Below are 19,204 nucleotides of genomic sequence, written 5' to 3'. Positions count from 1 at the left end.
ATTTTTTCGTCTATTATATTATTGATTTTATAAAAATAACGTTATAATAAATTGTAAGGTTTTAAAATGCAAGGATATTAATGAAAAAGTTTTATGGGATTGTGGTACTTTTTTTAGCCATACAATTGTCTTTATCTTATTATTTTTATGAAGCAAAAAATAAACTCATTAGTGAGAGTGCTATAAATGTACAAAATACTTTTGTAAATACATACAATACAATTTTTTCAACTTTTGAGTCAGTACCAAACATAATTTACAATGGAAGAATAAACAACAATTACATAGCTTCAATTTTAAATAATGCCAAAGAGGTAAGAGATGATGAATACAAGGACTTATTAAGAGAAGAGTTGTACTCAGAATTTAAAACAACTTTCAAAGATAGCCTAAAAAAAGAGGGTTTTGAAGAATTACACTTTGTATTAAAAGATGGCGAAAGTTTTCTTAGATTTTCCAATCCTAATAAATTTGGAGGCAATGTTCTTGAAAAAAAAGAGTCAATAAAATTTGTACATAAAAACAAAAAGAAAATCGAAGGCTTTGAGAGTGATGAATTTTTCAATGGATACAGATATGTATATCCTATTTTTTACAAAAATCAATTTGTAGGAAGTGTTAGTATTACTCTGCCTATCAAAAACTATCTTAAAATGGCTGAGAAAGTATTAGTAGCTAAACAAAGATTTTTACTCAAAGCAAATAAAATCTCAAACGAATACATCAAAAATAATAACATTGAGTTTAAAAATTGTGTATTTGATAAAGAATTTATTGTTTTAAAAGAGAGTAAAAATATGTTTAATAACTCATATAAATTTAGCGATGACATTAAAAATAAAGTATGTAAAAAACTTGATAGCGAAGATATTTTTTCATTTCCAATAAAAATACAAAAAAATGATTTTTTATTAGTTTTTTACCCTATAAAAGATATCAACAAGAATCTTAGTGGCTATATAATGGGATTAAAAAAAGCAGATTTTATAAAAAAAATCAAGCATGATTTTTATAAAAATATGATTTTTAGTTTTGCTTCATTGGTTCTTATTTTACTTCTTGCTTACTACTATTTACAACTTAATTATGCTAAGAATAAACTAGAAGAAGCAGTTAAAGAAAGAACAAAAGAACTACAAATTGCTCTAAAAAAAATCAAACAACAAAAAGAAACTCTAAAAGAAAACTTTGATACTCTTCAAGAAAATTCACAAAAAGATGAATTAACTCAAATTTACAATAGAAAAAAATTCAATGAAGAACTTGAAAAGAGTTTAAATATATTCAAAAGATATCATGATGATGCTACATTAGTACTTTTTGACATAGACTTTTTCAAAAAAATCAATGATACCTACGGACATTTAATCGGGGATGAAATATTAAAAGGTATATCGAAACTAGTAAAAGAAAACATAAGAAAATGCGATATTTTTGCAAGATGGGGTGGAGAAGAATTTATGCTAATTCTACCAAAGTCATCAAAAGAAGATGCTATAAAAACAGTAAATAAGCTACGTCAACTAATTATAAATCATGATTTTGGTTTAAAAGAAAAAGTAACTTGTAGTTTTGGTATAACAAGTTATAAAGAAGGAGATGATTTAGACACTATTATCAAAAGAGTTGATGAACTTTTATATGAAGCTAAAGATAGTGGAAGAGATAAAATCATATGTGATTAGCCAATCTATTTGCACTTGCAAATGCCCATTGAAAATTGTAGCCACCAAGCTCACCAGTTACATTTAAAACCTCTCCGATAAAATAGAGGTTTTTTTGTAGTTTACTCTCTAAAAAAAGTGTTAATTCTTTAGTACTTACGCCACCTTTTGTTACTTCAGCTTTTGTATATCCAAAATTACCAGCTGGAGCTAATTCGTAATTTTTTAATCTATACAGCTTTTCTTTTTCATCTATATTTAAATCTATTATCGGCTTATCACTTACTAATATACTGCTTAAAAATGATTTCATAAATCTCTTTGGAAGTGGCAAGCTTGAGCTTATAAGTTTTTTACTTTTTGAGTTTAATATCTCATCTAGTTTTACATGTGGAAGAAAATCTATAATTATTTTCCCTTTATCCCAATACAATGAGCTACTTAAAACCACTGGACCACTTATGCCTTTGTGAGTAAAAAGCAAATCACCTTCTAAAGTTTTGTCTTTGACTTTTATCATAACATCAAAAGATATTCCACTAAGCTCTTTCATCCAAAATTGTTCTTTTTGAACAGTCAAACCAACAAGTGCTGGATTTAAAGGTACTATTGAGTGAGAAAAACTCTTTGCTATTTCGTAACCTATATCACTAGCTCCTAGTTGTTTATAACTTATCCCTCCACTTGCAACTACTAGTTTTTTAGTAAGAATTAGTCCTTTTGAAGTATCTACTTTAAATACTTCATCATGCTCTACATGTAAGACTTTTGTATCAAGATAAAATTTTGATTTTTTATTGAGGTTTTTAAAAAGTTCAACCAAGTCTCTAGCTGAGTTTTTACAAAAATATTGACCAAATTTTCTTAATTCTAACTCTATATTGTACTTTTTTAAAAACTCTAAAGTTTCAAATTGACTAAATTCATTTAAAATAGGTTTTATGAAATCTTTATCACCAAGATAGTTTGAAGCAGATACATTTTTGTTAGTGACATTACATTTTCCACCACCGCTTGCTAGTATTTTAAGCCCAATCTTTGAATTTGCTTCAACAAAAGCAATATCTCTATCTTGTAACTTTGAACCTAAAAAAAGACCACTAGCTCCAGCTCCAATGATAAGTATTTCATGAGTTTTCATTTAAAATCTGCAAAGTTTTGACGAATTGCATCATATAAGATTATACCAACACTAACTGCTTGGTTTAAACTTCTTCCATTTTTCCCCATAGGAATCGTAATGGCATTTTCCCATTTTATCTTCATAAGCTCCATTGGAAGCCCTGTTGATTCTCCTCCAAAAAAAATAAAATCTCCTTTTTTAAATTTGGCTTCAAAATATGGCTTATCACTTTTTGTTGTAGCAAAGAAAAATCTATCTTTTTTATCGGCATTTGAACTTAAAAAATCATCCAAACAATCCCAAACTTTCAAATCAAGCAAATCCCAATAATCAAGCCCTGCTCTTTTTACACTCTTATCACTAATATCAAAACAGGTTGGTTTGATTATGTGTAGTGTTGCATCACTATTTACACACAATCTTCCAATTGTTCCGGTATTTTGAGGTATTTGAGGGTGGACTAAAACTATATTAAACATTAAAAAATAACCGTCTTATTGTTATATACAAAAACTCTCTCATCCAAAACTAAATCAAGAGCATTGGATAAAACTACTTTTTCAACATTTTTTCCAGCCCTTTGCATATCTCTCCAGCTATATTCATGGTCTACATGTATAACATCTTGAGCTATTATTGGACCTTCATCTAAGTTGTCATTTACAAAGTGTGCAGTTGCTCCTATGATTTTAACCCCTCTTGTGTAAGCTTGTTTGTATGGATTTGCTCCAATAAAAGCTGGTAAAAAGGAGTGGTGAATATTTATGATTGATTGTTCAAAGTTTTTAACAAATTCACTTGAGAGAATTCTCATATATTTAGCCAATACAATAAAATCAAATTTATAAGATTTTAGAACTTCTAAAACCTCTTTTTCATGTTCAATTCTATTTAAACTTTCACAAGGAACATGGTGATAAGGTATTTTAAATTTTTCCACTAATTCTCTTAAGTAATCATAGTTTGAAACAACAGCTACTACTTCAGCGTTTAGCTCTCCGCTATAGTATTTTAAAAGTAAATCACCCAAACAATGAGACTCTTTTGTTGCCATTATGATTATTTTTTTTCTCTCTCTAGGTTTTAAAACAATATTTGAATCATTTGGCATAACCTCTTTTAGCTTGGTAATTATGTCTGTATTTTTTATATCACCACTTATAATTGCTCTAAAAAAGAATTTGCCATTTTCATTATCAACATACTCATCATTTTTTTCTATATTTAAATCATTTTTAAAAATTACATCTGAAATCTTATAAATCAAACCTTTTTCATCTGAACAATCTATTTTTAATATATATTTATTCATAAGCCATTCTCCTAAAAAAGCGTGATTATACCAAAAAAGTACTTAAGTATTTTGAAAGTATATTATTAACTATATATTATTATTTAGTTCTTTCTCTTGAGAGTTTGATTTTGTGTTTATAGATATCTGACTTTATAACTATATCTGAAAACTCGATGGGATTATTGAATTTATCAAATGAAAGTCTTTGTAGAGATATAAGTGGATAGTTTTTTTCTAAACCAAGTTTTTTTGCCTCTTCTTCATTAGCGCCTTTTGCACTCACTGTTTCTTCAGCATTATAAAATTCTATATCATACTTCTCTTTTAAAAAGCTATATAGTGATTCTGTATGGAAATTTTCTATAAAATCTGGCACTTTACTAGCATCCAAATAATTTAACATCAATGCAAACGGTTCTCCATCTAAAAGGCGAAATCTTTTAATACATAAAAGTTTTTTGCACTTTAGTAACTCATTTACATAATGCTCATCATTTATAATTTCAAATTCTATAGATTTTGTTGTAAGCATATGATTTTGCTTTGCCAATCTTTGAGTAAGAGACCCAATAAAATTTGCCTCATATAAAATTTTTGGCTCTTTTACAAAAGTTCCTTTACCCTGCTTTTTTACAACTATGTTTTCTCTTTCAAGCTCTTCTATTGCTTTTCTTACAGTAATTCTACTTACACCATACTGCTTTTCTATTTGCCCTTCTGATGGAATAGTATCATTTACTTTGTAGTTTTTATTTATATCTTTTAGAAGCTCATTTTTAAGTTGTATATATAAAGGAATCCCATTTTTCTCAAACAAAAACTATATCCTTATGTTCTAAGTAATCATTTACATAGATTTTTATTTGTCTTACATACTACATAATTTAAATTTATAGAATCCTTAAATAATCACTTAATTTAGTTTTGATTATTATAGAAACTTGTTACTTTCTTTCAAGTTTTATATGGTTTATGTTTAATAAACACAAATGTAAGTATAATTTAAGCTACAAACATTATAATGTTATTATGTATATTAAACATTATAATGTTATAATTTTTAGGGGGAGATTATGAAAAATAATCAAAAAGTGCTTATTGTTGATGTTGGAACATCGTTTCAAAGAATAGACAATTATAAAGTTGGAAAATATTTTGGACCAATTGATCTAGGATTGCACTTAACTAATAAATACAATAGTTTAAATATGGGAACTGGGCTTCTTGCTGGTTCTATATTTTCAGGTTCAAATCGCCTTATGTTTACTGGTAATTCTCCTTGTTGGGATGGTTTTTATGTCTCTGCTATGGGAAGTGCTGGTCTTACATTTGATAATTTAGGATTAAATATGCTCTCCATCATAGGAAAAGCAGCAACTCCCTCTGTTTTATATCTAAATAGAAAAAACAATGAAGAGATCCAAGTAGAAATCCACCCAATAGATGTAGAAAAAATATGGTATGAAGGTAGAGGTGGAGTTTACTCTTTGATGGATTATGTAAATGAAATGTATAAAGATAGATATACAAATGACCCAAGAGTTTTAGCAACAGGGCCTTCAGCAAAATCAACTGACTTTGGAGCGATATGTTCTGCCCCAATCAAAAATGGAAAAGTTACATTTGTAGATACATGGGCTGGTAGAGGTGGTTTTGGTACTAAGATGTTCCAAGAACATGGAATTGCTGCTATTATATTTGGTGGAACTTTTATCGATGATGACTTTAGAGATAGAAAAGTAGCTGATCAATGGTTCTTAGATAAATACAACATGAAACTAGGAGCAAAGGACATCGAAGTTACCACAAAATATAGATTTGATCCAAAACTACAAACTGGTGGAACACTTGGTGCAAATTATGCCACTATGGCAGGTAGTTTGTTTTCTTTTAATTATAAGAGCATTTATATGAGTGAAGAAGACAGGCTTAAAATTCATGAAAAATTTATCATAAATCATTATCTAAAACAATTTAATGAAGAAACTATTGAAACAAAAAGTCAAAAAAATTGTGGTGAACCTTGTGCTGCAGTTTGCAAAAAGATGCATGGCGAATATAAAAAAGATTACGAACCTTATCAAACGATGGGTCCATTATCAGGTATTTTTGATCAAAGAGCAGCTGAAAAGATAAATCATCATGCAGATATGTACGGATTTGATGCTATTAGCGTAGGTGGATTAATAGCATGGCTTATGGAGTGTTTGGATGAAGGGTATGTAACTCCTGAAGAACTTGGCATCAAATATAAACCAATCTTTAGTGTAGAAAATTTTGATGTAGTAGAATCTTCAATACACAATGCAAATGTTGGAGTAGATATACTAGATTCTATAATACAAAAAAGAGGTATACTAGATATTAGCAAAGGCACAAGGAAATTTGCTCATAACTTAGCAAGGCAAAAAGGTAAAAAAGTACTGGATTCTTTTGTTTATACTGCAAATGGAACAAAAGGTTGGATGGTTCCAAACCAATACTGGACACCAGGAGCATTTTCACCTATGGCTATTATGGGGAAATACTACATGTATTATGGGCAAGATTTTTACCCTCCAAGAAGCCTTGGAAGAATTGGGGCTGAAAGATTAAAGGGCGAATTGATTATGGATAACCTTGCAATTTGTCGCTTTCATAGAAATTGGGCAGAAGAGATGGTTCCAGAAATAATGGGTTCATTATATGGCCTAAAAGATGAATTTTTATATAACAATAAAATGACAGCAAGTCAAATCAATACAAAAAATGCTTCAATATTTTGGGAATCTCAAAGAGACATTGATATAATCTATCACTTCTTAAAAAGAAAATTAGAAGTTTTTAAAGTAGATGATCCTGAGCTTAAAAAATGGGTTGAACTTTTTGAAAAAGACAAAAAAGAAGCTGCACTTAGCTTTTGGTATGATATGCACAAAGGTATCCAAGAATTTCTTATTGAAATCTAATATTGTATGTATCAAGCATCTATTGCTTGATACATACTAAGATTTAAGCTGACAATTTTTAGAATTTAAAGAATATCCAACTCCTTTTACTATCTCAATAGTATCAAGAGGCAACTTTTTTCTCAATCTCTTAACCAATGCTCTGATATTTATGAGTGTTGTTTCTTCCCCTTCCCAAACATACTCTTCAATCTCTTCAAAACTAAAAACATGAAAAATATCTTGAGATAAAAGCTCTAAAAATAACTTTTCTTTTTTTGTTAATTTTATCTCTTCAGTTTGTTTTTTCAAATAATGATTAGTACAATCATAACTATATCCGTCACTTAATTCTAATATCTTTAAATCACTACTGCACAATCTTTTTATTTTATGTATAAGCTCATACATAAAAAATGGTTTCCTAAGATAATCATCACAACCTATCTCATAAGATTGTTGAATTTTTTCTAATTCATGATTTGCACTAATAATAATGACAGGTATTTTTTTGTGATACATTCTAATTGTCTCCAAAATACTAATACCGTCAATACTAGGAACATTTATATCTAATACAAAACATTGATATCCTTTAGATATAGCATCTAAAGCATCTTCACCATCTATAAAACAATCAACTTTATATCCCTCTTTGGTTAAAGCAAGAGCAATAAGATTTGATAATCTCTCATTATCTTCAAGAACTAATATTTTCACTACTTAACTCCAATTTTATACAAAATATAGCGCCTTTTTTACCATTTTTTACACTCAAGCTTCCTTGCATTTTATCTTCTATAATAAGTTTTGCCATATACAGGCCAATTCCATGTCCATCCTCTTTAGTTGTAAAATATGGCTCAAAAATCTTTTCTTTATTTTTTTCTTCTATCCCACCTGCATTATCTTCAATTTCTATTGTAACTATGTTTTTATTATCTTTTATATATATATCTATGTTACCTTTTAATGTTTTATCAATTTTTCTACTCTTGATAATTGTATCTTTTGCATTATTTACTATATTTAATAAAGTTTGCATTAACTCATTTTTATAACCAAAAACAAAAAGTTTTTTTTCATCATTTTTATGGATGTTAACATTTATGTAGTTATATTTTATATTGTGATTTATGATGTTCATCATTTTAACAACTGCTTCGTTTATGTCAAATACTGTTTTTTCATAAGAGGGCATAATAAAGCGTTGAAAGTCGTTGATAGTTTCTGTCATATATCTTACTTGAACCATTATTTCTTCTGCGAAATTTAAATTATTTTGACTGTTAGCATTTGCATAATATTGTTCTTGAGCTATAGTTGAAATTTCTAACAATGGTGCTTTCCATTGATGAGCAATAGAAGATAATATTTCTCCAAGCTCCGCTAATTTTGATTGTTGTATGATAAATTCTTGATTTTTTTTCTTTTCAATTTGAGCTAACTTTTCCTTTGTTATATCAGTAAAAATAGTTACAGTTCCACTACTTTTATATACATTTTCAGTATATTCTGTTTGATTTACCAAATAAATATGTTCTTTATTATCATAATCTTTTAAAATCAATTCCTTATTGCTATTTGATTCATCTACAAAATCGTTTAAAATTTTTAATATCGGGTTACCTTTATCCAAAGAAATATAATTTTTTAATTTTTGTCCCTTTTTATTGGGATGATACATTCCCATCAAATTAGAAAATTTAAGATTTGAGTCAACTATCTGTCCATTTTTATCTTGCCATACTATTGGACTTTGAATAGAATTTAACAAAACTTTATCAAATTCCATCCTCTCTTTTAATAATTTTTCATTTTTAATTCTCAAATACAAATTGTAAATTAAACCAACAATCAAAATAAGTAAAAAAGGAGAAATCACAAATACAAAATTGATAAAATTCCTATGTTTATCAAAAAATGTTTTTGGTTTATTTATGATTCTAATTTTCTTATCTAAGATATTTACATGTAAAGAAAATTCTTGTATTTTTTTAAAGTCAAAGATGTAATCATAATCATTTGCAACCTCTACAATAGGAGTTTTGATTTCATTTTTAAGAATGCTAAAAACCCTTTGTCCTGTCTTTTCTCCTAATTTTTTAATCAAAACCAGTTTACCACCAATTGCACCTTTACCAATAAAAAGAGTATCCGTTACAAATACTGGTAATTTTGATGAATCTATCATTGAAGCAATTTCACTATTTTTATAAAATTTTCCATATTTATCATTGTAAAAGCGTATAAAAAATACTGCTTCATTATTTTTCTTTTTACTAAATTTCTCTTTTAATTCTAAAAGTGTTGATTTTCTTATATACTTAATCTTTACATTTTTACTGTATTTATTTATTGCTTTTTGAATAAAAGGCTCAGAATCATCACCGTTGGCACTTTTATCATTAATAATATACAATTTTTTAACATCGGGCATCACTTTAAAGATAAGTTTGATATTTTCTTCTATTGCCCTTCTTTCAAGTAATCCAGATACTTTATTTTCAAGATTATATTTTTTTACTAACTCTTTTGAAAATTGCTCAATTCCAGTAAAGTATATAGGTTCATTTTTAAATAATTCATGATAGTTTTGAAGTACAAATTCGTAAGAAAATTTATCAATAGCTAAAACTAAATCGTATTTTCTATTTAGCAATTGAATTTTATATAAGTCTCTTAATTTATCATAATACTCTTTTGATGAGATACGTTTTGAATCCATATATAAAAAATTCGTATCTATTTTTGTATTATAAAAAACTTTTTCAATTCCTTCTATAACTCTATCACTCCAATCAAAGCCTTTATGATAAGAGTTTATAATCAATACATTTTTATTTGCAAAAAGAGGAATTGTAAATGCAATAAACATAAAAAAAGCAGATACAATACCTCTTTTTGTCATTTTAATCCTCGTTGCTAAAATTATTTATAAGCGTATAATTCTAGCAAATTAAAAGATAATTGAATATTTAAGACAATAGTTAATATTATTTTTTCAATCTAGGCTTTATCATATTTTCTGGTTTTATAATATCATCTAACTCTTCTTGACTTAATAACCCTTTCTCAAGAACAATATCATAAACAGATTTTCCACTAGCTAATGCTTCTTTTGCAACCATAGTTGAATTTTCATAACCAATAGTTGGGTTAAGTGCAGTTACCAAACCGATACTATTAACAACCAATTCATAACATCTATCTTTATTTGCAGTTATGTGACATACACATTTATATGCTAAAGTTTCAAAAGCATTTTTCATCATGTTTATTGAATTAAAAATGTTATATGCGATTACTGGTTCAAAAACATTTAATTGAAGTTGTCCTCCTTCACTTGCCATTGTTACAGTGATATCTGAGCCTATAACTTGAAATGCTACTTGGTTTACAACTTCAGGTATAACAGGATTTACTTTTCCTGGCATTATTGAACTTCCAGGTTGCATTGGTGGTAGATTTATCTCATTAAATCCTGTTCTAGGACCTGAGCTTAGTAGTCTTAAGTCATTACATATTTTAGAGATTTTTGTCGCCACTCTTTTTAAAACCCCAGATATTTGGACATAAGCACCTGTATCTTGTGTAGCTTCTACTAAATCTTTTGCTGTTACAAATGGCCTTCCTGTTACCTCTTGTAGTTTTTTCTCCACAAGCTGTGAATATTGTGGATGTGAATTTATACCAGTACCAATAGCAGTAGCACCTAAATTCATCTCTCTAACTAATTGTTGAGCTTCTATTAAGCGTTGCATATCTTCTTCAATCATAGTTTCATAAGTGTGAAACTCTTGTCCCAATGTCATAGGTACTGCATCTTGAAGTTGAGTTCTTCCCATTTTAATTACATCTTTAAACTCTTCAGCTTTTTTAGCAAAACAATCTTTTAAAATTTGCATTGAATCAACTAATTCGTATAATTTTTCATATAGTGTAATACGAAGTGCTGTTGGATAAGCATCATTTGTTGATTGAGAAAGATTTACATCATTATTTGGATGTAAATGTTTGTATTCACCTTTTTGGTATCCTAGTATTTCTAAAGCTCTATTTGCTATTACTTCGTTAGCATTCATATTAGTAGAAGTACCAGCACCACCTTGAATCATATCAACGATAAACTGATCATGATATTTACCCGCTATAATTTCATTGCAAGCTTCTACTATCGCATTTTTCTTTTTTTCTTCTAAAAGCCCTAACTCATAATTAGCTAAAGCAGCAGCTTTTTTGACTTTTGCCAATGAAATGATAAAAGTAGAAAAACCAGAAAGACTAACTCCTGTTATGTTAAAGTTTTCTTTTGCTCTTAATGTTTGTACTCCATAATAAGCATCAACAGGAATCTCTTTATCACCTATCAAATCATGTTCAATTCTATATTTCACAAAATCTCCTTTCGCAGGATTTCTAACAATATTGAAATCCAAATTATTTTTGCGAAAGCTTACAACTTTTAGATGACCTGAAAGTGACTTTTTCTAAAAAATAGATTATTTTTTTAGTATTGTAAAAAGTACTCTTCTCTTGTACTCTTTTTTTATATTTTCTTTACTAAAACCATCTTTGATAACATCTTGGATGTTAATGCCTCCGGTATATTTTTTATCCCAAATATCAAGTTTTTTTGCATTTATTTTTATCTCTTCTTTGTAATTACCAAGCCAGTTTTTGATTGGCAATTCTATTGCTACCTCTAAAAGCTCATAATTGCTCGGAATATTTTTAAAAAATGGCTGATATTTATAAACTCTTAAATAGTGATTTGGTGCTTTGATTTTTTTTGCTAAATCTAATGGATTTTTATTAGATAAATTTGCAACAAGATACAAAAAATAATAAGCCCTTAAATCTTCTTCAAATCCATCACTTATATCTTTTAAATTATTTTTTATAGATTTATCTAGAGAGATTCCAAATATCTTTTCAAACAATCCAAGCTCATACATATAAAAAAAACCAACATCTAGATATTTTGCATTAAATAGTTTCTCTAACTCCCAAAATATCCTCGTTTTACTCAAATCATTTAAATCTATATTTTTCATTACATGGAGAGTATTTTTCTCTACATGTAGATTAAATCTAGCACTAAATTGAACTGCTCTTAATACTCTAAGGCTATCTTCTTTAAAACTAGTTTCATCAATCAAGCTTAACTCTTTTTTCTTAATTGCTTCAAATCCACCCCAAAAATCTAAAAGCTCTCCACTAAAGATATCTATCATCATAGCATTCATAGAAAAATCTCTTCTTTTTGATGCTATTTTTTCATCATTAACCACATCAACTTCATAAGCCTTATGCCCAACTCCTACCTTCCTTTCAATTCTAGGAAGCGCTAAGTCAATATCTTCAAATTTATAAACAAAAAAACTTTTTCCTACTCCATTTGCCCCAATTTTTCTCATCAAAGAGTCAAAATTATCTGGAGCTATATCGTAAACTTCAATATCTAAATCTTTTATAGGATTTTTTAAAAACAAATCTCTAACACATCCACCTACTAGATATGCTCGTTTTGTATGGGGAGATAATATATCTTTGATTTTATTTATTTGAGTTTGTACATGTAGAGGAAAATTAGATAAATAGTTCATCTACTTTTTATCTAATTTTTCTAATCTTTCATCAATTACGGCTAAAAGATATTCTAAAAAGTTTAGAGTTAAATCAACTTTTGCTTCTATTGATTTGTTGTTTGGAGATTGAAATCCTTCAAAAAGAACTAAAACCCTCTCTCTAACACTTTCACAAAATGCTCTTTCATCTTCTAAAATGTACTTATTTGGAACATCTTCCTCTTCTTCATTAGAATTATCTTGCACTTCAATGTTAGCTTCAACTTCTTTTTTTTCAGTAGTATTTTCTTTTGTTATTTCACTTTTTTTAGTTAATTCTTCTTTTACTTCAACGTCTTCTTCTAATTCAGCTAAAGTAGAAAGTATCATATCTTTTAATTCCATATCCATATATCCCTTACAATTTAACAAGCCATCTTTCAAATTCTGCAAACTCTACATCACTATCCATATTTACAAAAAACTTTTTCATCTCTTCATTGACACCCAAATACTTTTTTCGTATCCCTGAAAGCCTTTTTATAGCAATCTTTGCTTCTTTATTATTTGGATCATCTTTTAAAATATCACGATATATCTCCAAAGCTTCTTTTTTCAAACCTTGGAGTTCATATATTGATGCTAGTGTTAATGTTTTCATTTTTACCTTAAATAATTAGATATTAGATACATAATCAGCAATTATTGAGCCAATTTCGCTAGTTGAGCAAACCTCTTTTGCTCCATAATTACTTAAATCTTTTGTTCTATATCCCTCTTTTAGTACATTTACAACTGCTTTTTCAATTCTATCTGCCGCTTTTTCTTCACCAAGAGCAAATCTAAGCATCATACTAGCACTTAAAATCGTTGCTATTGGATTTGCTATTCCCTGTCCTGCAATATCAGGTGCACTTCCATGGATTGGCTCAAACAATCCAACTTCTCCACCAACTGAAGCTGAAGGTAAAAGCCCAATCGAACCACTAATCATACTTGCTTCATCACTTAATATATCGCCAAAAATATTACCTGTTAAAATTACATCAAATTGTTTAGGATTTCTAACTAACTGCATTGCAGCATTATCTACATACATATGAGTTAAACTAACTTCAGGATAATCTTTTGCTACTTCTTCTACTGTATCTCTCCAAAGCTGACTAACTTCAAGCACATTAGCCTTATCAACAGAGCAAACCTCTTTTCTTCTTTTCATCGCACTTTCAAATGCAATTTTAGCTATCCTTTTAATCTCATCTTTACTATAAACCATAGTATTATAAGCTTTTTCATCAGTTTTTTCTCTTGGCTGTCCAAAATAAATTCCACCAGTTAACTCTCTTACTACAAAAAGATCAACACCTTGTAAAACCTCAGGTTTTAGTGTACTAGCATCTAAAAGTTCATCAAAAACTTTTACTGGTCTTAGATTTGCAAAAACACCAAGTTCACTTCTAAGTCTTAAAAGTCCACTCTCTGGTCTTAGGTGTCTTTCTAGTGTATCCCACTTTTCTCCACCAATTGCACCAAATAAAATTGCATCAGAATTTTTGCATCCGTCAATTGTCTCTTTAGGAAGAGGCTCACCCATAACATCATAAGCGCAACCACCCATCAAATAATCTTCATAATTTAATTCAAAATCTTCATTTGCACTAACAGAATCAAGCACTTTAATAGCTTCATCTACAATTTCTGGACCAATTCCATCACCCTTTATCACTGCAATTTTATATGACTTCATCTGTTTTTTCCTTTTTATCTTTTCTTCTTAGCATAATTCATTAAACCACCACTTGCAACTAATTCTTGCATAAATGGAGGAATTGGAGTAAATTTATAAACCTTATCATTTGATTTATTTATCACTTCTCCTTTATCAAGGTCTATTTTTATCTCATCGCCCTCTTTAATCTCATCTGTTTCATTAAGCTCAAAAATAGGCAATCCCATATTAAAAGAATTTCGATAAAATATTCTTGCAAAACTTTTAGCAACTACTGCACTAATTCCTGCAGCTTTTAAAGCGATTGGAGCATGCTCTCTTGATGAGCCACATCCAAAATTTTCTCCAGCTACTATTATGTCACCTTCACTGATTTTATTAACAAACTCAGGATCAGCATCTTCCATAACATGAGATGCTAAAGCTTTTGGGTCCGAAGTGTTTAAATATCTTGCTGCAATTATCAAATCTGTATCAATATTATCGTCAAAAGTCCAAACTTTTCCTTCTATTGTATTCATATGGTTATCCTTGATTATTATAAGTGAAAGATATTTTATCTAAAGTGGAGTATAAAAAAGATTAAACCTAAAATGAAAAATAAAATTCATTTTAATTTCATTAAATTTGTTATAAAATACATGATTAATTATTAATAAAAAACCGAAGGTTTATTGATTTGACGAAAAAATTATTAAAAAGTTGTGTATTTTTTTCACTATCATATATGAGCTTATATGCACAAGATATTTCTGAATTAGTTCAAAAATTGAATGAAGAAAAAGCATTATATCACAAAACCAAAGTTGAAAGTGCTGGTATATTAACTCTATATAAAAGATCAGATCTTGATAGAATGCAAGCTCATAAATTAAAAGACATCTTGAAAAGTTTGAAGTTTTTTACACTATCAGAAGGTAGAACAGGAGACACTTATCTACTCTCAGATGGTAGTAAAACTCCATTTTCTCCAATGTTTAGACTATACATAGATGATCATGAAGTTACATCAGCAATTTATGGTAGTGCTATATTGCACTTTGCCAATATGGATATTGGCTTTGTTGATCACATAGAGATATATATGGGAGGTAATGCCATCTCATTTGGAGATGAAGCTGGTATAATTACAATAAGGCTTTATTCAAAACATCCAAATAGAGAAAGAGGTACTTCTATATCAGTAAGAAGTGATGATAAAAAATCCTTTGATACTAGTATGTGCCTTACAAAAACTTTTGAAAATAACAGTTTTTTGATCTCATCGTTAACGTTAAACAATACAAAAAGAGATTATGTATACAATAACAACAGTTACTACTCAAAAAATCAAAACTCAAATGAAATTTATTTAAAATATGATTACAAAGATATGGGATATGTTAGTATAGGCCATTTTGAAAAAGAACAAGATGCTTTTGCTGGTGTTGGTATGAGAGCTACTCCTTACAATCCAAATGAAAAAAGTAGGAATTATGATTTTATTAACTTTTATTTTAACCTTCCATACTCATTTACTTTAATTTCTTCCATAGACAAAGCAACAAATGTTCAAAAATTTAGTGATTCAAATCAAATATATATAACACAAAATACTTCTCCTTTTTATGAGTTTAATGGAAAGTTCAATGAAACTATTTATAAATTAAAACTAAAACATAAAAAAGAACATAAAAATGGTACTTTCAAAAGTGGCATAGAGTTTATCCAAAAAAATTATGACATTGATTATATGAAAATGGATGATAAAATCACAAACACAATAACTGGACCATCAAAATTAAATATTTTTTCAATTTACAGTGAAGAAAGCTATAACATAAACAAAAACAACCTATTGATTGGAACTGTAAAGTTAGATAATTATAGTGATAATTATAATAAAAAGAATAGTTGGGAAATGATGGCTAGAGTTGGATATATTCATTTATTTAATGAAAACTTAACTCTAAAAAATTTTATATCAAAAAATTATTTATACCCTAGTTTTTCATATACGAGTACATTTCCAAATAATATATTCTCAAATCCAAATTTAGAACCAGAATATTTTACATCAATTACATCGGTATTAAAATATAAAAAGAAAAAAAATAATATAAAAATTGGCTTATCATATATCAAACAATCAGACGAAATTGTAGTTGATACAATAAGTAGAAAATTTATAAATAGCAACCAAAATATTAGATCATTTAAAACTTTTTTAGACTTTACACATAATTTTAATTATGAAAATAAAGTACAATTTGAAATTTATAAAACAAAATTTATAAACAACAATATAACTGCTTATAGTCCAACTTTAGGTGCCTCTTTAAAGTTTTATAACAGTTTTGGCAAATTTGACATATATAATGAATTGATTTATAGGCAAGGCTATACTTACAAATCTCCTGTTGCTTTTTTAAGTGATATAAATATTGAAAATGGTTTTGATTATACTGCTAGTATAAAATATAAATATAATCATGCTTTAACTTTATCTTTAAAAGGAGAAAATATTTTCAACAAGGCTTCTAAAACACCGTTATTAGGAATCGGTGCTGTGCCTTCTGAACAAAAAAGAGTTTTATTTCAAATGGAGTATTTCTTTTGAAGCATTTTATTTTCTTGATATTAATACCTATTTGTTTGCTGTCAAAATCACATAACCAATTAGAATATAAAATAATAGAAAATATATCTCACGCTATAATTAAAAAAAATATCGTTAATATATATACTGACTCAAAATTATATAACAATAAAAAATTTAAAAATTTAAAAATCAAATTTACAAATACTTGTAATAATGCTGATATGGCATTGCTCGCAAAAAAATCTGTCAAATGTAAAAATGTACCTATTGTTGCTCTTGATTATTCTTTGCTAAAAAAAGACAAAAATGCCCTTGGTGCATTTTATTGGCAAAAGGGAAGACCAAATATAACCTTCATAGCTAATAGATTAAAGAAAAAAGGTATTAAATTACCTAAAGAATATGAAAGGTATATTGAAAATAACGTATGGTAAAAAAAGAATTAGATTTCAAATATATCATAACAATTATTTTAATTGTCTCTATCTTAGTTCTAATAGAACTTAATAGTGCTATTAAAAAAGCTAAATATGAATTAAAAAACTCAATTTCTTACAGTATAGAGACAAATATATTACAACATGCCAAAAGTTTAAATTTACAAATCAATAAAGAACTTACAAATTCAAATACTACTTTAGTTAATTTTTTACAAAAAAATCCATCAAAAATAGACGAGTACAACAAAAGGTTAGAATTAATTAGAAGCAAAGATGTCCCATATGTCTATATTTTGTGGTTTGATGGTAAAAATAAATTTAGATTTCTTTGTGATGGCTCACAAGAAAAAAGTAACTTTTTTTCGAAATTTGATCCAGGAAATTTAAATTTATGGAAAAAAATATATAAAAATAAAGCTTTTGCTTCTATTGATCAAACAAAATACGAAGGATTATGGAAAACATTTTTATACCCTATTGTTTTTAAGAATAATACAGAAGCTATTTTAGTAGTTGATTACTCAGTTGAGTTACCTTCTCATATCAATAAAACTATTGAGCCGTTTGAAAAAATGATATCCGCAATATACATATCTGTAATTATTCTTTCCATTACAATACTAATCCAATTTTTATACCTTTTTATTGTAGGGAAAAGAAACTATATCGATCCTTTAACAAAAATCCACAATAGAAGATATCTAGAAGTATTATCAAAAAAAATAAAATTAACTAATTACAATATTGCTATGATTGATTTAGATCATTTCAAAAAAATAAATGATACATATGGGCACCAAGTAGGAGATGATTCTTTAGTATATGCAGTATCTATTATAAAAAAACATATTGGTAAAAAAGACATACTAATTAGGTATGGAGGTGAAGAATTTGTATTGTTTGTCCATGTTTCAAATAGTATCTTCAAAATTACTGAAGATATTAGAAAACATTTATCTACTAATCCACTCCAAAATAGTTTATATGGTAGTATATATATCAAAACATCTATAGGAATAGTGACTAAAAATAGACTAAAGATAAATATGGAACATGCTTTAAAAAATGCTGATATTGCACTTTATGAAGCAAAAAAATCTGGTAGGAACTGCATAGTTGAAGCAAAAGAGAGTAACATAAATAACAATTCTTCAGAATATAATTTTTTAGAAATAAAAAATCTTATAGATGAAAATAAAGTAGAATGCTATTTTCAGCCACTCTATCATAACAATACTAATAAAATTGCAAAATATGAAATATTAGTAAGATTAAGAGATAAAGATGGCAAACTCATAATGCCTGCATCATTTTTACCTATTATTTGGAAAACAAATGTATATAACAAAATGACGAAACAAGTTATTGAAAAAGGTATCAATATTTTAAGAGAAAAAGAAGAAAATTTTAGCATTAATTTGAGCTTGCAAGATATATTAGATGAAAAAATATTATCAATAATCAAAGAAATAGCAGTAAAAGAACCTGATAGCATAAAAAAGATGGGTATAGAAATACTAGAATATGATAGATTTGAAAATATCAATAGATTAAAAAATATTATTAATCAATTAAAGGATTTAGGTATTTCAATCATACTAGATGATTTTGGGTCAGGACATGCAAATTTTTCAATCTTGGAGAGATTAGATATTGATGAATTAAAAATTGATGGAATGATAGTCGAGAATATAAATAAAAATAAAAAATCATTTTCATTACTTAAATCTTTATCTGTTTTTGCTAAACAAAACAACATCAAAATAACTGCAGAATATGTATCTTCAAAAGATATCTATGATACTATAAGAAAAATGGATTTTGATTACTTACAGGGATTTTATCTAGGAAAACCTGGTCCATTATCTTGTTGATA

The 19,204-nt window shown here is 27.7% G+C and carries 17 protein-coding genes; 5 read left to right on the top strand and 12 right to left on the bottom strand.

The window, feature by feature from the left end; all coding sequences use genetic code 11:
- Positions 1 to 80 precede the first annotated feature (80 nt).
- Complete coding sequence (locus ACKGJI_RS04170) at positions 81 to 1,685, top strand: sensor domain-containing diguanylate cyclase (protein WP_458701314.1); 1,605 nt, start codon at positions 81 to 83, stop codon at positions 1,683 to 1,685.
- Here the strand turns inward: ACKGJI_RS04170 and ACKGJI_RS04165 are convergent.
- The 4 genes from ACKGJI_RS04165 to ACKGJI_RS04150 form a co-directional block, all read right to left on the bottom strand.
- Positions 1,672 to 2,805 (bottom strand): BaiN/RdsA family NAD(P)/FAD-dependent oxidoreductase, encoded by a 1,134-nt coding sequence (locus ACKGJI_RS04165; protein ID WP_458701312.1) that lies wholly within the window; start codon positions 2,803 to 2,805, stop codon positions 1,672 to 1,674. The genes ACKGJI_RS04170 and ACKGJI_RS04165 overlap by 14 nt on opposite strands.
- Positions 2,802 to 3,266 (bottom strand): tRNA (cytidine(34)-2'-O)-methyltransferase, encoded by a 465-nt coding sequence (locus ACKGJI_RS04160; RefSeq protein ID WP_458701311.1) that lies wholly within the window; start codon positions 3,264 to 3,266, stop codon positions 2,802 to 2,804. Before ACKGJI_RS04160 ends, ACKGJI_RS04165 begins: the two co-directional genes overlap by 4 nt.
- Positions 3,266 to 4,099: a formyltetrahydrofolate deformylase gene (gene purU, locus ACKGJI_RS04155; protein WP_458701310.1), complete on the bottom strand. Its 834-nt coding sequence runs from the start codon at positions 4,097 to 4,099 to the stop codon at positions 3,266 to 3,268. Before purU ends, ACKGJI_RS04160 begins: the two co-directional genes overlap by 1 nt.
- Before the next feature lie 79 nt (positions 4,100 to 4,178).
- Positions 4,179 to 4,898, bottom strand: a complete 720-nt coding sequence (locus ACKGJI_RS04150) for a GntR family transcriptional regulator (RefSeq protein ID WP_458701309.1) — start codon at positions 4,896 to 4,898, stop codon at positions 4,179 to 4,181.
- Between the two features lie 256 nt (positions 4,899 to 5,154).
- Here ACKGJI_RS04150 and ACKGJI_RS04145 point away from each other — a divergent pair, with 256 nt between their 5' ends.
- Positions 5,155 to 7,029: an aldehyde ferredoxin oxidoreductase C-terminal domain-containing protein gene (locus ACKGJI_RS04145; RefSeq protein WP_458701308.1), complete on the top strand. Its 1,875-nt coding sequence runs from the start codon at positions 5,155 to 5,157 to the stop codon at positions 7,027 to 7,029.
- A 36-nt stretch (positions 7,030 to 7,065) separates the two neighbouring features.
- Here ACKGJI_RS04145 and ACKGJI_RS04140 read toward each other — a convergent pair whose 3' ends face one another.
- The 8 genes from ACKGJI_RS04140 to ACKGJI_RS04105 all read right to left on the bottom strand — a co-directional run bounded on the left by ACKGJI_RS04140 (position 7,066) and on the right by ACKGJI_RS04105 (position 14,828).
- Positions 7,066 to 7,728, bottom strand: a complete 663-nt coding sequence (locus ACKGJI_RS04140; protein ID WP_458701307.1) for a response regulator transcription factor — start codon at positions 7,726 to 7,728, stop codon at positions 7,066 to 7,068.
- Positions 7,709 to 9,919 (bottom strand): sensor histidine kinase, encoded by a 2,211-nt coding sequence (locus ACKGJI_RS04135; protein ID WP_458701306.1) that lies wholly within the window; start codon positions 9,917 to 9,919, stop codon positions 7,709 to 7,711. The genes ACKGJI_RS04140 and ACKGJI_RS04135 overlap by 20 nt, the downstream gene beginning before the upstream one ends.
- An 85-nt stretch (positions 9,920 to 10,004) precedes the next feature.
- On the bottom strand, positions 10,005 to 11,405 hold the full coding sequence (aspA, locus tag ACKGJI_RS04130; protein ID WP_458701305.1) for an aspartate ammonia-lyase: 1,401 nt from the start codon (positions 11,403 to 11,405) through the stop codon (positions 10,005 to 10,007).
- A gap of 105 nt (positions 11,406 to 11,510) precedes the next feature.
- Positions 11,511 to 12,617 (bottom strand): tRNA nucleotidyltransferase/poly(A) polymerase family protein, encoded by a 1,107-nt coding sequence (locus ACKGJI_RS04125; protein WP_458701304.1) that lies wholly within the window; start codon positions 12,615 to 12,617, stop codon positions 11,511 to 11,513.
- Positions 12,618 to 12,983: a CiaD-like domain-containing protein gene (locus ACKGJI_RS04120; RefSeq protein ID WP_458701303.1), complete on the bottom strand. Its 366-nt coding sequence runs from the start codon at positions 12,981 to 12,983 to the stop codon at positions 12,618 to 12,620.
- 13 nt (positions 12,984 to 12,996) lie between these two features.
- The gene (locus ACKGJI_RS04115; RefSeq protein ID WP_458701302.1) at positions 12,997 to 13,239 is read right to left on the bottom strand and encodes a tetratricopeptide repeat protein; all 243 of its coding nucleotides are present in this window, start codon (positions 13,237 to 13,239) and stop codon (positions 12,997 to 12,999) included.
- A gap of 15 nt (positions 13,240 to 13,254) precedes the next feature.
- Positions 13,255 to 14,325, bottom strand: coding sequence for a 3-isopropylmalate dehydrogenase (gene leuB, locus ACKGJI_RS04110; RefSeq protein WP_458701301.1), 1,071 nt, complete (start codon positions 14,323 to 14,325; stop codon positions 13,255 to 13,257).
- 14 nt (positions 14,326 to 14,339) lie between these two features.
- The gene (locus tag ACKGJI_RS04105; protein ID WP_458701299.1) at positions 14,340 to 14,828 is read right to left on the bottom strand and encodes a 3-isopropylmalate dehydratase small subunit; all 489 of its coding nucleotides are present in this window, start codon (positions 14,826 to 14,828) and stop codon (positions 14,340 to 14,342) included.
- Between the two features lie 158 nt (positions 14,829 to 14,986).
- Between ACKGJI_RS04105 and ACKGJI_RS04100 the strand changes: the two genes are divergently transcribed.
- Genes ACKGJI_RS04100 through ACKGJI_RS04090 form a run of 3 tightly spaced genes read left to right on the top strand, consistent with a single transcriptional unit; the run spans position 14,987 to position 19,202 of the window.
- The gene (locus ACKGJI_RS04100) at positions 14,987 to 16,906 is read left to right on the top strand and encodes a TonB-dependent receptor plug domain-containing protein (RefSeq protein WP_458701298.1); all 1,920 of its coding nucleotides are present in this window, start codon (positions 14,987 to 14,989) and stop codon (positions 16,904 to 16,906) included.
- Positions 16,903 to 17,322 carry a hypothetical protein gene (locus tag ACKGJI_RS04095; protein WP_458701297.1) on the top strand — a complete coding sequence of 140 codons (420 nt, stop codon included), beginning with the start codon at positions 16,903 to 16,905 and terminating at the stop codon, positions 17,320 to 17,322. The genes ACKGJI_RS04100 and ACKGJI_RS04095 overlap by 4 nt, the downstream gene beginning before the upstream one ends.
- On the top strand, positions 17,316 to 19,202 hold the full coding sequence (locus tag ACKGJI_RS04090; RefSeq protein ID WP_458701296.1) for an EAL domain-containing protein: 1,887 nt from the start codon (positions 17,316 to 17,318) through the stop codon (positions 19,200 to 19,202). Before ACKGJI_RS04095 ends, ACKGJI_RS04090 begins: the two co-directional genes overlap by 7 nt.
- Positions 19,203 to 19,204: the final 2 nt, after the last annotated feature.

Source organism: Sulfurospirillum sp. 1307, assembly GCF_054408545.1.
Note: the sequence above shows the minus strand (reverse complement) of the source record. Positions and strands in the feature narration are given on the sequence as shown.